The organism is Micromonospora lupini str. Lupac 08 (assembly GCF_000297395.2).
Classification (GTDB): Bacteria; Actinomycetota; Actinomycetes; order Mycobacteriales; family Micromonosporaceae; genus Micromonospora; species Micromonospora lupini.
Window position 1 is genome coordinate 5,208,144 of sequence record NZ_HF570108.1, and the last position, 14,016, is coordinate 5,222,159.

Below are 14,016 nucleotides of genomic sequence, written 5' to 3' on the forward strand. Positions count from 1 at the left end.
TGCATCCACCGCAGATGCGGGCGCGAGCCCGCGCTCTCCGCGCTCGCGGAGACACCATCCACGCAGTAGCCCGCACGCTTTCCCTGCCGTACGCCACGGTCTGGCACTGGTGTGTAGACCGACCAGAACGGGCGCGGCTCGGCACCGAGCTGCGGTGCTTCCGCTGCCTCCCGGATGTCGAGAATCCGACCGACCCCGCCGCCTACGCCTACCTGCTCGGTCTCTACCTAGGTGACGGTCACTTGGCCGTCTCACCGAAGGTGCCCGTGCTTCGGATCGCCTGCACGGCGGTCTATCCGAATCTCGTCGACGCGTGCGAGGCGGCAATGCTCGCGGTGCTCGCCGCTCGTGTGCAACGGATCCCCAAGCATGGCTGCATCTCGGTCGAGAGCAGCGGAAAGCACTGGCCCTGCCTGCTCCCCCAGCACGGGCCCGGCAAGAAGCACGACCGCCCGATCGTCCTGACCGACTGGCAACGACCGATCGTCGAGAGCCATGCGGGCCACTTCCTGCGCGGGCTGTTCCACTCCGACGGCTGCCGCATCGCCAACCGGGTAACGGTGCGTGGCAAGGAGTACGTCTACCCGCGCTACATGTTCGTCAACGAGTCGAGCGACATCATGGGGCTCTGCCAGTGGGCCCTCGACCTGCTCGGCATCGCCTGGCGGATGAACCGCCGCAACTCGCTTTCGGTGGCACGACGCGACGCGGTCGCCGCGCTGGACCGGCACGTCGGCCCGAAGTCCTGACCCTTCGCGCGCCCTGTCGGTGATCGCGGCACTGCCCGGGCAGCGGCGGCCGTGCGGCGCGTGCGAGCCTGACCCGGAGGCGGGGGCGGCGTCGACGACAGGAGCGGAATCCGATGCGGGTGGTCATTTTCGGTGCGACCGGGATGGTCGGCCAGGGCGTGCTGCGGGAGTGCCTGCTCGCCGAGGACGTGCGGGAGGTGGTCACCGTCGGCCGGCGGCCGACCGGTCGGCAGGATCCGAAGCTGCGGGAGCTGACGGTGCCCGACGTGGGTGACCTGGAGGCGGTCCGCGCGGAGTTGACAGGCGTCGACGCGTGCTTCTACTGCCTGGGGGTCTCGTCGTTGGGCCTGGACGAGGCGGCGTACACGCGGATCAGCTACGACTATCCCCTCGCCGCGGCGCGGGTGCTGGCCGAGGTGAGTCGGCAGGTGACGTTCATCTACGTCTCGGGCGTGGGCACCGACTCGTCGGAGCGGGGCCGGGTGATGTGGGCACGGGTCAAGGGGCGCGCCGAGAACGCGATCATCGACCTGCTGCCCAACGGGTACGCGGCGCGACCGGGTTTCATCCAGCCGACGTACGGGGTGGTGTCGAGGACGCGGTGGTACCGGGTGCTCTACGCGGCGACCAGTCCGCTGGTCCCGGTGCTGCGCCGGCTCTTCCCCAACCAGGTCACCACCACGGACGGGATCGGTCGGGCGATGCTGCGGGTGGCCCGGGAGGGCTCGCCGACCCGGGTGCTGGGTAACCGCGAGCTGCGCTGATCAGGCGATCATGTCGAGCGCCTGGGCGAGGTCGGCGCGCAGGTCGTCGGGGTCTTCCAGGCCGACGGAGAGGCGTAGCAGCGCGCCGTCGGGTTTGGCGTCGCCCTCGACGGGCCGGTGGGTAAGCGAGGCGGGGTGCTGGATGAGGGTGTCCACGCCGCCGAGGGACACGGCGTGGGTGATCAGCCGGCAGGCGGCGGCGACGGTCGCGGCGGCGGGCGCGCCGCCGCGTACCTCGAAGGCGAGCAGGCTGCCGGGGCCGGCCATCTGCCGGCCGACAAGCGCCGCCGGGTCGTACACCGAGGGGTGGTGCACCCGGTGTACGGCCTGGTGGTCGGCGAGCCAGCCGGCGAGTTTCTCGGCGGTGGCCTGTTGGGCGCGGACCCGCAGCGGCAGGGTCTGCAGGCCGCGGTGCAGGAGGTAGCCGCCGAGGGGGTGCAGGATCGCGCCGGTGACGGCGCGGACCTGACGCAGTCGGACGGCCCAGTCGGCGTCGCAGGCGACGACGCCGGCGAGGACGTCGCCGTGCCCGCCGATGCTCTTGGTGGCGCTGTGCAGCACGAGGGTGGCGCCGTGCCGGGCGGGCTGTTGGAGCACGGGGGTGGCGACGGTGTTGTCGACGAGCACTGGTACGTCGCCGGCGGCGGTGGCGAGGGCGGCGATGTCGACGAGGTCGAGGGTGGGGTTGGCGGGCGTCTCGATGACGACCAGCGCGGTGTCGGGGCGGATAGCGTTGACGACCTGGTCGGGGTGGGCCCAGGTGACCGTGGTGCCGAGCAGGCCGCCGGCGAGGACGTGGTCGGTACCGCCGTAGAGGGGTCGGACGGCGACGATGTGGCGCTGGCCGTCGCGGGTGGCGGCGAGGAGGGTGGCGGTGAGGGCGGCCATGCCGCTGGCGAAGGCGACGGCCTGGGCGGTGCCCTCCAACTCGGCGAGGGCGGTTTCGAAGCGGGCGACCGTGGGGTTCCACAGCCGCTGGTAGACGGCGCTGCCGTCGGCGGGGAGGGTGCCGCCGGTGGCGAGTTGTTCGTAGGCGTTGCCGCCGTCGTCGACCGAGGGCAGTGGGTTGGTGGTGGAGAGGTCGATCGGTGGCACGTGCACGCCGAGCGTGCGCAGGTCGTCGCGGCCGGCGTGTACGGCCCGGGTGTCCACCGTCGTCATGGCGGTAGCGTCGAACATCCGGTGCCGACGGGGCAATGGGTTGGTGGATAATTCTGGTCCGGGCGCTGGCTTCGTCGAGACGTTCGGTAGAGGATGGTCGGATGCCCCCTGAGCCGAACGAAGTGCGGCCGTATCCGGCCCTGGACGAGGTGGACCGCGCGATCCTCGCCGAGTTGGCGGCGGACGGCCGGTTGCCGAACAACGCGCTCGCCGAGCGGGTGGGGGTGGCGCCGTCGACGTGTCTGACGCGGACGCGGGCGTTGCGCGAGCGCGGGGCGATCCGGGGTTTCCACGCGGAGGTGGATCCGGCCGCGCTGGGTCTGCCGTTGCAGGCGTTGGTGTCGGTGCGGCTGACCGCGCACGAGCGGGCGGCAGTAGACGCGTTCCGGGCCCGGTCGGTGCGCCTGCCCGGGGTGGTGTCGGTGTTCCACGTGGCCGGCGCGGAGGACTACGTGCTGCACGTGCGGGCGGCGTCGGGTGACGCGCTACGGGACTTCGTGCTGGACCATCTCGCGGTCGACCCGGTGGTGCAGCACACACAGACCAGCCTGATCTTCGAGCAGGCCCGCGGGATGGGCTGAGCGCAGGCCCGGGACGGGGGTGAGCGCAGGCCCGGGACGGGGGTGAGCGCAGGCCCACGGGACGGGGGTGAGCGCAGGCCCGTGGAATGAACGGGCAGGCCGGGGAGTTGGCACTGCGTGTGATCACCGTACCGTTGTCTGTTCTTGATCTTGCCCCGGTCGCCAAGGGGACCACCGCCGGCGCGGCGTTGCAGGCCACCACCGAGCTGGCCCGGCGCACCGAGGAGCTGGGCTACCACCGGTTCTGGGTGGCCGAGCACCACAACATGCCGGCGATCGCCAGCTCCGCGCCCGCGGTGCTGCTGGCGCACCTCGCCGCGAACACGTCGACGATCCGCCTCGGCTCGGGCGGGGTGATGCTGCCCAACCACGCGCCGCTGGTGGTGGCCGAGCAGTTCGGCACCCTGGAGGCGCTGCACCCCGGTCGGATCGACCTGGGCATCGGGCGGGCCCCGGGCACCGACCAGGTGACCGCGCTGGCGTTGCGGCGCACCATGGAGGGCCTGTCGGCGGAGGGTTTCCCGCGTGAGCTGACGGACCTGATGAACTACTTCAGCGGGGAGAAGCCGGGGCAGATCATCGCCACCCCGGGTCGCGGTGAGCAGCCGGCCGTGTGGCTGCTCGGCTCCAGCGGCTTCAGCGCCCAACTCGCCGGCCTGCTGGGCCTGCCGTTCTCCTTCGCGCACCACTTCAGCTCCGCGAACACGCTGCCGGCGCTGGCCCTGTACCGGCAGAACTTCCGGCCGTCGCAGTGGTTGGACAAGCCGTACGCGATGGTGGCGGTCAACGCGGTGTGCGCCGAGACCGACGAGCGGGCCGAGTGGTTGGCCGGGCCGAGCGCGCTGTCGTTCCTGAAGCTGCGCTCCGGTCGACCGGAGCCGCTGTCGACGCCCGACGAGGCGGCGGCGTACCCGTACACGGAGATCGAGCGGGAGTTCGTGCTGCAGCGGCGCGACGGTCAGGCGCTGGGCTCGCCGGAGACGGTGCGCCGGCAGCTGACGGAGTTGCAGGAGCGCACCGGCGCGGACGAACTGATGCTCACCACCCTGGTCTACGACGTGAAGGACCGGGTGCGGTCGTACGAGTTGATCGCCGAGCAGGTGGCGGGGGGTCTGCGCCGGGACGCGTGAAACACGATCTTCACGTCAGCGTCACCCCCGCGACCCGGACGGTGCCTAATGTTGGTGCCGGTGGTGGTACGGCATTCCCGGTCGGGACGGGTCGGGAATGCCGCGGTGTGGAGCACCGGGCCGGAGCTGTGCGGATTCCGCGGCTGCGGCCCGGTGCCTGCCACCTTAGGCGAACCCGATCAGGACCGCCAGGGTTAGATCAGCGTAGGTAGATGTTCGGGGTCGGTGGGCTGCTCATTCCGTCGCCGATGAAGAACCCCGGGTGTGGCGGCTGGTTGTAGGCGGTGTTCTGCCACGCGATCGCCACGCGGTACTGCGGGTCGTGCATCAGCGTGTAGATCCGGGTGCTGGTCGGGGTGGGTGTGCTGTAGATGCGCAGCGCCCGACTGTCGCTGGTTCGCCAGATCACCTCCTCGCGCCAGTCGCCGAGGATGTCGCCGGAGAGCGCCGGCGTGGACTTGGTGCCGTTGTTCGACGCCACGTCACTGCCGGTGAGCAGCCGGGTCTCGCCGCCGGTGCCGTACTTGTCGATCTTCGTGCCGTCCAGCAGCTCGCGGACCGGGTCACCGTCCCACCAGGCGAGGAAGTTCATCGACGACGGCTTGCGCCCCACGTTCTGCCCGCGGGTGTTGGCCAGGCCGGAGACCGCCGCCGACCACGACTCCGCACCCGGGCTGCCCGCCCAGATGTCCGCGGAGACACCCCGGCCGTTGTCGCCGGAGGCCGGCGTGGACCACAGGATCTGACCGGTACGGGCGTCGGCGAACCAGGAGCTGGGCTTGCTCCCGTCCTCGTCGACCTTGAACACCTCCAGGCCGGCGCGGCCCGGGTCGAGGTCCCCGACGTGCATCGCGTCGCCGTGCCCGTTGCCCGTCGAGTAGAGCAACCGACCGTTGTCGTCGATGGTGGCGGCGCCGTACACGATCTCCTGGCGGCCGTCGGCGTCGACGTCGGCCACGGAGAGCTGGTGGTTGCCCTGGCCGGCGGCGGCGCCGTTGCCGGACGAGTTCGAGTCGAACGTCCAGCGCTTGGTGAGCGTGCCGTTGCGGAAGTCCCAGGCCGCGATCACCGCGCGGGTGTAGTAGCCCCGAGCCATGATCAGCGACGGGCGCTGCCCGTCCAGGTAGGCGGTGCCGGCAAGGAACCGGTCGACCCGGTTGCCGTACGAGTCGCCCCAGGACGACACGGTGCCGCGCGGTGGGTCGTAGTTGACTGTGGAGAGCACCGCGCCGGTCTGACCGTTGAACATGGTCAGGTACTCCGGGCCGGAGAGCACGTAGCCGCTGGAGTTGCGGTAGTCCGCCGACGACGAACCGATGAGCTGGCCGGTGCCGGAGCGGGTGCCGTCGGCGGTCTTCATGGCCACCTCGGCGCGGCCGTCGCCGTCGTAGTCGTACACTTGGAACTGGGTGTAGTGGGCGCCGGCGCGGATGTTGCGGCCCAGGTCGATCCGCCACAGCCGGCTGCCGGTCAGGGTGTACGCGTCGACGTAGACGTTGCCGGTGTAGCCGGACTGGGAGTTGTCCTTGGCGTTCGACGGATCCCACTTGAGCACGATCTCGTAGGTGCCGTCGCCGTTGAGGTCGCCGACTGAGGCGTCGTTGGCGCTGTAGGTGTAGCTCTCCCCGCTGGGGGTGGTGCCGCCGGCCGGCACCTGCAACGGCACGTCCAGGTAGCCGTTGGCGAACTGCAGGGCCGAAGCGGACGCCGCCTGCTCGGCGCCGCCCACCACGGCCCGCACGGTGTACGCCGACCCGGCCGCCGCGCCGCTGTCGAGGTAGGAGGTCGCGCCGGTGATCGGGGTGGCGTTGACCCTGGTCGAGCCCCGGTAGAGGTTGAACGCCACGCCTGAGGTCTCGGTGCCGAGCAGCCGCCAGGACACCAGGTTGCCGCTGCCGGAGCGGACGCTGATCAACCCTCGGTCCAGGTCCTCCATCTGTTTCGCCCCGGCCGGAGGCGTGGTGGGCGGCGGCGTGGTCGGGGGTGGCGTGGTCGGGGGTGGCGTCGTGGGCGGTGGCGTGGTCGGTGGCGGCGTGGTCGGGCCGTCGGTGGCCGGCGCCCCGGTGCAGGTGACGCCGTTGAGCGCGAAGCTGGTCGGCGCCGGGTTGCTGCTCGTCCACGAGGCGTTGAACCCGAACGAGGCGGTGCCGTTGGTGGCGAGGACGCCGTTGTAGTCGACGTTGCGCGCGGTCACCTGGGCACCGGACTGGGTGACGGTGGCGCTCCACGCCTGGGCGACCTGCTGGCCGGCGGCGTACGACCAGGTGAGCGCCCAGCCGTTGACCTCCTCGCCGAGGTTGGTGATGGTGACGTTGGCGCCGAAGCCGCCCTGCCACGAGTTGGTGACCTGGTAGTCGACGCGACAGCCGACGGCGGCGGCCGAGGCGACGACCGTGCCGACGGTGCCGGCCACGACGGCGGCGGCCGTCGACGCGGCCAGCAGGATCAGCCGTTGTCTGGACGGGTGCATGAACTGCCTCCGGAGGATCCGGTGATGACCGCTGTGGTCCACCTGCCCTGCCCGGGAAGCACGGTGAACGGCCCGCCGCGGTGGCGACGAACGGCGATCTGGTCGGGATGAACGCCCTGGAACTCACGGATCCGGCTCAGCCGCATCGTAGGGCAAGCGCTTTCCGCTGCGCAATATCGACGACCGTCACACCGTGCGCTCTTGCCCCGCGGTGCGATGCCTGATCAACTCGTACGGGTGAGCGCCCCGCACATGGACCCGGACGAGTTCCGCCGCGCCGGCCACGCCGTCGTCGACTGGATCGCCGACTACTGGTCGACACTGCACCAGCGGCCGGTCGCCCCGGCCGACCCGCCCGGAACGGTGGCGAAGGCCCTGCCCAGCGTGCCGCCCACCACCGGCGGCGAGTCGGTCGAGGCGCTCCTCGCCGACCTGGACGCGATCGTCCTACCGGGACTGACCCACTGGCAGCACCCCGGCTTCTTCGGCTACTTCCCCGCGAACACCTCCGGCCCGAGCCTGCTCGGTGACCTGGTCAGTTCCGGCCTCGGTGTGCAGGGCATGCTGTGGGCCACCAGCCCGGCCTGCACCGAGCTGGAGACGGTCATGATGGACTGGTTGGCCCAGCTGCTCGACCTGCCGCAACGCTTCCGGTCGACAGGCGCCGGTGGCGGCGTCATCCAGGACTCGGCCTCCTCGGCGACGCTTGTGGCCACCCTGGCCGCGCTGCACCGCGCCAGCGCGGGCCGCTGGCGCGTCACCGGCGTCGACCGGCGCTACCGCGCGTACACCTCCGTGCACGGGCACTCCTCCATCGAGAAGGCCGTGCGGATTGCCGGGCTGGGCGCCGACGGGATCCGGTCGATCGACGTGGACCCGGACACCCAGGCGCTGCGCCCGGACGCTCTGCGGGCCGCGATCGAGGCGGATCTGGCCGCCGGGGACGTGCCCACCATCGTGGTCGCCACCATCGGCACCACCTCCACCACCGCCGTCGATCCGGTGCCCGAGATCGGGGCGATCTGCGCCGAGTACGGGATCTGGCTGCACGTGGACGCCGCGTACGCGGGCGCCGCCGCCGTCTGCCCCGAGCTGCGCTGGTCGCACGCCGGCCTGGAGTACGTCGACTCCTACTGTTTCGACCCGCACAAGTGGCTGCTCACCGGCTTCGACTGCGACGCGTTCTGGGTGGCCGACCGCGGCGAGCTGATCGAGGCGCTGACCGTGCTCCCGGAGTTCCTGCGCAACGCCGCCTCCGAATCCGGGGCGGTGATCGACTACCGGGACTGGCAGGTGCCGTTGGGTCGCCGCTTCCGAGCGCTGAAGCTGTGGTTCGTGCTGCGCTGGTACGGCGCCGAGGGGCTGCGGGCGCACATCCGCTCCGGGGTGGCGCTTGCCGCCCGGTTCGCCGACCGGGTCCGCGCGGACGACCGGTTCGAGCTGGCCGCGGCGCACCCGTTCTCGCTTGTCTGTTTCCGGCTGCGCGCCGACGACGACACCAACGCCGAGCTGCTGGCGCGGGTGAACCGCACCGGACGGGTGTTGTTGACGCACACCCGGGTCGGCGGCCGGTACGTGCTGCGACTGGCGGTGGGCTCACCACAGAGCACCGAGACGCACGTCGACGAGGCCTGGACACTGCTGACCGACGCCGCCAAGGACCTTGTCACCCCCTGACTTTCCCGGCCCCCACGACGACCGCTCACCCGCCCGGGGCCGACCGGACCGCCGGCGCGCTCACCCGCCCAGGGCCGACGGGACCGTCAGTGCGCCCACCCGCCCAGGGCCGACGGGACCGTCAGTGCGCCCACCCGCCCAGGGCCGACCGGACCGTCAGTGCGCCCACCCGCCCAGGGCCGACCGGACCGCGCCGGCGCGCTCACCCGAGCGCCAGCCGACACCTGGTGCGCGTCCTTTGCTCTGCTTACCCTGACGCAACAGCCACTTACAGTCACCGGCCGGGGCGCGGCGAAGGAGCGTCCCGTCGGGAAAGCTGGCAGCTCAGCGGAGTGTTGCGTGGGGGTAAGCAGAGCAAAGGACGCGGCGGCCCTTCTGGGCAGATGACCGACCGCCACGCACGGTGACAACGGCTCGGGGCGGCACCCGGTGGCCGGCCGCGGGGTTCAGCGGGCGGACGACGTACCGGTGCCCCCCAGGCCGGCCGGGACGCTGCCGCCGTGCGGCTCGGCCGCATGGCCGCTCGGGGTGTCGGTCACGGCCTCGGTCACGGCCCTGCTCGCGGTCACGGCCTTGCTCGCGGTCACGGGCGCGGCCTCAGCGACGGTCGTGGCTGCGGTTGCCGCCTCAGTGGTGCTGGCGGTGACGCGGGCGCGGCGCAGGGCCCGCACGGCGAACACCAGCGCGGCCAGCCAGCCGGCGGCCAGCAGGGCGTAGAGCGCGGGGCGGACCGGGCCGTTCAGCTCGGCCGAGCGGATCAGGGTGCGGGCGTTCGTCAGCACGATCACGCCGCCGACGGCCGCGCCGAGCAGTTGGGCCGGGACGATGCGCACCAACCAGGCGGCCAGCGGAGCGGCGATGAGCCCGCCGATCAGCAGGGCGAGGACGGTGGGCAGCAGGAACCCTTCGGTGCCCAGCCCGATCAGGAAGCCGACGCTTGCCGCTCCCGCCACCACGAACTCGGCGGTGTCGACCGAGCCGATCACCTTGCGCGGCTCCAGGCGGCCGGAGACCAGCAGCGCCGGAGTGGCCACCGGGCCCCAACCACCGCCGCCGGTGGCGTCGACGAAGCCGGCGACCAGGCCGAGCGGGCCGAGGAAGCGACCGCGCAGCCGCCCGCCGATCCGGTCGGTGCGCAGCGGTCGGGAGAATCGGACCAGCAGGTACGCGCCGAGCGTGAACAGGATGCCGGCCATCCACGGCGCGGCCGACCTGGTCGAGATCGAGCTGAGCAGGGTGGCGCCGGCGAACGCTCCGATCGCGCCGGGCAGCGCGATGCGGGACACCACCCGCCAGTCGACGTTGCCGAACCGCCAGTGCGCCACGCCCGCGGCGAAGGTGGTGCCGATCTCGGCCAGGTGCACCGAGGCCGAGGCGGCGGCCGGCGCGACCCCGACGACCAGCAGCAGAGTGGACGAGGTCAGCCCGTACGCCATCCCGAGCGAGCCGTCGACCAGCTGCGCGGCGAGCCCGACCAGAGCGAGAACCAGCAGCTTGCGCACGAGCGCCCCCTGACTTTTCGGTATCTCCTATCGACTTGGTCGACAATGCGCCACGGCAGGGCCCGGGTCAAGTGTCTGATCGGTGGATGGGACGCCGACGGGTCGACGCCGCGACCGGGGCGGTCAGCGCGAGGGAGCGCGTCAGCGCAGAGCGCGAGGCACGGGGAGCGGGTCGGCGCAGGCGCGGGGCGCGGTCAGGTCCAGGCGCGCGGGCGCGGTCAGATCCAGGCGCGCGGGCGCGGTCAGATCCAGGCGCGCGGGTCGGCGGCCAGTTCGGTGACCCGCGCCGGCAGTGTGCCGGCGGCCACGTCGGCGACGCTCACCAGTTCAAGGATCTCCCGCTCGCTGGCGCGCAGCGCGATCCAGACCTCCTGCAGGGCACGGGCCGGGCCGTGGTAGCCGAGCTGTTCGGGACGCTGTCCCCGGACGTGCGCGAGCGGTCCGTCGATCACCCGGATCACCTCGGCGAGGGAGATCTCCTCGGCCGGGCGGGCCAACCAGTAGCCGCCCTCCGGGCCGCGCTGGGCGTGCACGATGCCACCCCGACGCAGTTGCAGCAGGATGCTCTCCAGGAACTTCGGCGGGATCTCCTGCGCACGCGCGATCTGGTCGGCGGTGACGGGCCGTCCCCGCCCGGGGCCACTGGCCGTCGCGGCGAGTTCGGCGGCCGCGCGGAGGGCATAGTCGACCCGGGCGGAGAGACGCATGCCGGCAAGGTTAGCCCGCAGGTCATCCGGCCGGGTCGGCGACCCTCGGCCGATCGGTCACGCATCGACGAATAGCAAATAAGGTCGGATGCCGTGATCCACTACCCGGTGGGGCCCGGAAAGCTGATTTCACGCGTCCTTATGCTGGGCGGGCAGTATGACTGCCGGACCGGATGCGAGGGCTCGGGCAGGACATTGATAAACACCCGGTTCCACCCGGGGGGAAGGCAACACGATGACCGATGTCGCCACACGCACCTGGGATGGCATGACCATCCCGGTCGCCGGCACCTATCGCCTCGATCAGGCGCACAAGCGGATCGGTTTCCTGTCCCGCCACATGATGGTGAGCCCCGTACGCGGCGAGTTCGCCGAGGCGACAGCGGAGATCTTCGTGGCGGAGGATCCGCTGCGCTCCGGGGTGACCGCCACCATCCAGGCCGCGAGCATCGCCACCGGGAGCGTCGATCGGGACACCCACCTGAAAAGCGCCGACTTCCTCGACGTGGAGCGTTATCCCACGCTCGAATATCGAAGCACGGGCATTAACTGGCAGAGCAGTGAGGACCCGATTTTCTACTGGGCACGGCTGCGAAACCACCGACTCGGCGGAAGAGGCAGAAGTCACAATCCCCCGCCGCAGTCCGAGCCCGGTCGATTCGTGCTCACCGGCGAGTTGACCGTAAAGGGGATCACCCGCGCGGTGGACCTGCAGGTGAATTTCGGCGGTGCCCGTCGTGATCCGTACGGGCAGAACATCTTCGGATTCAGCGCGACCGCCGAGATCAACCGGGAGGACTACGGCCTGCTCTGGAATGTCGCGCTGGAGAGCGGCGGCGTTCTGGTCGGGAAGACCGTGCAGATCGAAATCGCCGGCGAGGCGATCCACGAGGCGTGACCGGCCGACGGCCCGTCGCGGCGGGTCAGGCGCCGACGCGGCGCAGCAGACCCTCCTGCACGGCGCTGGCGATCTGCCGGCCGTCGGTGGTGAACATCCGGCCGGTGGCCAGGCCCCGCGCGCCGGACGCCGACGGGCTCCAGCAGTCGTAGAGGAACCACTCGTCGGCGCGGAACGGCCTGTGGAACCACAGCGCGTGGTCCAGGCTCGCGCCGACCACACCGCCCGGCCCCCACACCTCGCCGTGCACGGAGAGCACCGAGTCGAGCAGGGTGAGGTCCGAGGCGTACGTGAGCGCGCACGCGTGCAGCAGCGGGTCGTCGGGCAGCTTGCCGTCGATGCGCATCCAGACCCGCTGGTGCGGGTCGGCCGGCCGGTCGCCGGGGCGGACCCAACCGGGCTCCCCCACGTAGCGCACGTCGATCGGGCGGGGGATCTGCCCCCAGATGCCCAGGCGCTCGGGGTAGCGGGCGAGCCGGTCGGACATCGTCGGCACGTCCTGCGGGGCGGGCACGTCAAGCGGCGCGGGGGCCTGGTGGTCCAACCCGTCCTCGGTCCGCTGGAACGACGCCGACATGAAGAAGATCGGCTTGTCGTGCTGGAGGGCGACCGCCCGGCGCACCGAGAAGGACCGGCCGTCGCGGATGTTCTCCACCTGGTACTCGATCGGCTCGACCGGGTCGCCGGGGCGGACGAAGTAGCCGTGCAGCGAGTGCACGAACCGCTCCGGATCCACCGTGCGGCCGGCGGCGACCAGGGCCTGACCGGCAACCTGGCCGCCGTACACCCGTTGTGGGCCGACCGGGGGGCTCATCCCCCGGAAGGTCATGTCCCCGGTCGGGTCGAGGTCCAGCACTTCCAGCAGCTGGTCGACCGCTGCCTGGCCGACCGCGACCCGACCGTCGCTCACTGCAGCGCCCGCGCCGACGCCGCGTCGACCAGCGAGCCGAGCTGGTGTACGCGCAGCGTGTTGGTCGAGCCGGGGGTGCCGGGCGGGCTGCCCGCCACGATCACCACGTAGTCACCGGGGTTGGCCCGGTCGAGGCCGAGCAGCGCCTGGTCGACCTGGCGGAACATGTCGTCGGTGTGCTGCACGAACGGCATGAGGAAGGTCTCCACGCCCCAGGTCAGGGCGAGCTGGTCACGCACCTCGGGGACCGGCGTGAACGCCAGCAGCGGCAGGTCGCAGTGCAGGCGGGAGAGCCGCCGGACGGTGTCGCCGGTCTGCGAGAAGGCGACAAGCGCCTTGGCGTTGATGGCCCGGGCGATCGACGAGGCGGCCACGGTGAGCGCGCCGCCGTGGGTACGCGGGTCGTGCTGCAGCCGGGGCACGCCGATCGAGCCGGCCTCGGTCGTCGTAACGATCTTGGCCATGGTGCTGACGGTCAGCACCGGGTACTTGCCGACGCTTGTCTCGCCGGAGAGCATCACCGCGTCGGCGCCGTCGAGCACCGCGTTCGCCACGTCGGAGGCCTCCGCCCGGGTGGGACGCGAGTTCTCGATCATGGAGTCGAGCATCTGGGTGGCCACGATGACCGGCTTGGCGTTCTCCCGGCACAGCTGCACGGCCCGCTTCTGCACCAGCGGGACCTCGTCCAGCGGCATCTCCACGCCGAGGTCGCCCCGAGCGACCATGACACCGTCGAAGGCCAGCACGATGGCCTCCAGGTGCTCCACGGCCTCCGGCTTCTCGACCTTGGCCAGCACCGGGCGGTACACGCCCTCCTCGGCCATGATGTTGTGGACGAGCTTGATGTCCTCGGCCGAGCGCACGAAGGACAGCGCGACCAGGTCGACGCCGAGCCCCAGGGAGAAGCGCAGGTCCTCGGCGTCCTTGTCCGACATGGCGGGCACGCTGACCGCCACGTTGGGCAGCGAGACGCCCTTGTTGTTGGAGACCGGGCCGCCCTCGGTGACCAGGCAGCGGATGTCGTTGCCGGTGACGTCGGTGACCTCGACGGCGACCCGGCCGTCGTCGATCAGCAGGCGGTCACCGGGCTTCACCTCGTGCGGCAGCTTCGTGTAGGTGCAGGAGACCCGCTCCTTGGTGCCGATGACGTCGTCGCCGGTGATCACGACGGAGTCACCGGTGCGCCACTCGTGCGGGCCGTCGGCGAACCGACCGAGCCGGATCTTGGGGCCCTGCAGGTCGGCGAGGATGGCGACCGGCTTGCCGGCCGCCTCGGACGCCTCCCGGACCAGTCGGTAGACCGCCTCGTGGTCGGCGTGGCTGCCGTGGCTGAAGTTGAGCCTCGCCACGTTCATGCCGGCCTCGACGAGGCCCCGGATGCGCTCCGGGGACGAGGTGGCGGGACCAAGAGTGCAGACGATCTTCGCGCGGCGTGTCACGCCCATCAGGCTAGTCTCTCCTTCAGGT

Annotated in this window: 12 protein-coding genes; 6 read left to right on the forward strand and 6 right to left on the reverse strand. The window is 71.7% G+C overall.

Going from position 1 to position 14,016, the window contains the following annotated elements:
• Positions 1-14: 14 nt before the first annotated feature.
• Positions 15-749 carry a transcriptional regulator gene (locus MILUP08_RS24755; protein WP_237747183.1) on the forward strand — a complete coding sequence of 245 codons (735 nt, stop codon included), beginning with the start codon at positions 15-17 and terminating at the stop codon, positions 747-749.
• A 113-nt stretch (positions 750-862) separates the two neighbouring features.
• Positions 863-1,513, forward strand: a complete 651-nt coding sequence (locus MILUP08_RS24760; protein ID WP_007462832.1) for an NAD-dependent epimerase/dehydratase family protein — start codon at positions 863-865, stop codon at positions 1,511-1,513.
• Here MILUP08_RS24760 and MILUP08_RS24765 read toward each other — a convergent pair whose 3' ends face one another.
• Complete coding sequence (locus tag MILUP08_RS24765) at positions 1,514-2,692, reverse strand: trans-sulfuration enzyme family protein (protein WP_007462833.1); 1,179 nt, start codon at positions 2,690-2,692, stop codon at positions 1,514-1,516.
• Positions 2,693-2,775: 83 nt separating this feature from the next.
• Between MILUP08_RS24765 and MILUP08_RS24770 the strand changes: the two genes are divergently transcribed.
• Together MILUP08_RS24770 and MILUP08_RS24775 are read left to right on the forward strand one after the other, a co-directional pair.
• Positions 2,776-3,255 (forward strand): Lrp/AsnC family transcriptional regulator, encoded by a 480-nt coding sequence (locus MILUP08_RS24770; RefSeq protein ID WP_007462834.1) that lies wholly within the window; start codon positions 2,776-2,778, stop codon positions 3,253-3,255.
• Positions 3,256-3,341: 86 nt separating this feature from the next.
• The gene (locus MILUP08_RS24775) at positions 3,342-4,385 is read left to right on the forward strand and encodes an LLM class flavin-dependent oxidoreductase (protein WP_007462835.1); all 1,044 of its coding nucleotides are present in this window, start codon (positions 3,342-3,344) and stop codon (positions 4,383-4,385) included.
• Positions 4,386-4,584: 199 nt separating this feature from the next.
• On the opposite strand, the gene MILUP08_RS24780 is transcribed toward MILUP08_RS24775, so the two are convergent.
• Complete coding sequence (locus MILUP08_RS24780; protein ID WP_007462836.1) at positions 4,585-6,855, reverse strand: rhamnogalacturonan lyase family protein; 2,271 nt, start codon at positions 6,853-6,855, stop codon at positions 4,585-4,587.
• Positions 6,856-7,092: 237 nt separating this feature from the next.
• Between MILUP08_RS24780 and MILUP08_RS24785 the strand changes: the two genes are divergently transcribed.
• A complete protein-coding gene (locus tag MILUP08_RS24785; RefSeq protein WP_237747187.1) occupies positions 7,093-8,532 on the forward strand; it encodes a pyridoxal-dependent decarboxylase in 1,440 nt (479 codons plus the stop codon).
• Between the two features lie 446 nt (positions 8,533-8,978).
• On the opposite strand, the gene MILUP08_RS24790 is transcribed toward MILUP08_RS24785, so the two are convergent.
• Positions 8,979-10,034 (reverse strand): sulfite exporter TauE/SafE family protein, encoded by a 1,056-nt coding sequence (locus tag MILUP08_RS24790; RefSeq protein WP_007462838.1) that lies wholly within the window; start codon positions 10,032-10,034, stop codon positions 8,979-8,981.
• 242 nt (positions 10,035-10,276) lie between these two features.
• Complete coding sequence (locus tag MILUP08_RS24795; protein WP_007462839.1) at positions 10,277-10,741, reverse strand: RrF2 family transcriptional regulator; 465 nt, start codon at positions 10,739-10,741, stop codon at positions 10,277-10,279.
• 235 nt (positions 10,742-10,976) lie between these two features.
• Between MILUP08_RS24795 and MILUP08_RS24800 the strand changes: the two genes are divergently transcribed.
• Positions 10,977-11,639, forward strand: a complete 663-nt coding sequence (locus MILUP08_RS24800; protein ID WP_007462840.1) for a YceI family protein — start codon at positions 10,977-10,979, stop codon at positions 11,637-11,639.
• Between the two features lie 25 nt (positions 11,640-11,664).
• On the opposite strand, the gene MILUP08_RS24805 is transcribed toward MILUP08_RS24800, so the two are convergent.
• Together MILUP08_RS24805 and pyk are read right to left on the reverse strand one after the other, a co-directional pair.
• The gene (locus tag MILUP08_RS24805) at positions 11,665-12,549 is read right to left on the reverse strand and encodes an acyl-CoA thioesterase (RefSeq protein ID WP_007462841.1); all 885 of its coding nucleotides are present in this window, start codon (positions 12,547-12,549) and stop codon (positions 11,665-11,667) included.
• Complete coding sequence (pyk, locus tag MILUP08_RS24810; protein ID WP_007462842.1) at positions 12,546-13,994, reverse strand: pyruvate kinase; 1,449 nt, start codon at positions 13,992-13,994, stop codon at positions 12,546-12,548. The genes MILUP08_RS24805 and pyk overlap by 4 nt, the downstream gene beginning before the upstream one ends.
• Between the last annotated feature and the right edge of the window lie 22 nt (positions 13,995-14,016).

Coding starts and splice junctions, on each gene's coding strand:
- MILUP08_RS24755 (WP_237747183.1), top strand. CDS start 15: ATGCGGGCGCGAGCCCGCGCTCTCCGCGCTCGCGGAGACACCATCCAC.
- MILUP08_RS24760 (WP_007462832.1), top strand. CDS start 863: ATGCGGGTGGTCATTTTCGGTGCGACCGGGATGGTCGGCCAGGGCGTG.
- MILUP08_RS24765 (WP_007462833.1), bottom strand. CDS start 2,692: ATGTTCGACGCTACCGCCATGACGACGGTGGACACCCGGGCCGTACAC.
- MILUP08_RS24770 (WP_007462834.1), top strand. CDS start 2,776: ATGCCCCCTGAGCCGAACGAAGTGCGGCCGTATCCGGCCCTGGACGAG.
- MILUP08_RS24775 (WP_007462835.1), top strand. CDS start 3,342: ATGAACGGGCAGGCCGGGGAGTTGGCACTGCGTGTGATCACCGTACCG.
- MILUP08_RS24780 (WP_007462836.1), bottom strand. CDS start 6,855: ATGCACCCGTCCAGACAACGGCTGATCCTGCTGGCCGCGTCGACGGCC.
- MILUP08_RS24795 (WP_007462839.1), bottom strand. CDS start 10,741: ATGCGTCTCTCCGCCCGGGTCGACTATGCCCTCCGCGCGGCCGCCGAA.
- MILUP08_RS24800 (WP_007462840.1), top strand. CDS start 10,977: ATGACCGATGTCGCCACACGCACCTGGGATGGCATGACCATCCCGGTC.
- pyk (WP_007462842.1), bottom strand. CDS start 13,994: ATGGGCGTGACACGCCGCGCGAAGATCGTCTGCACTCTTGGTCCCGCC.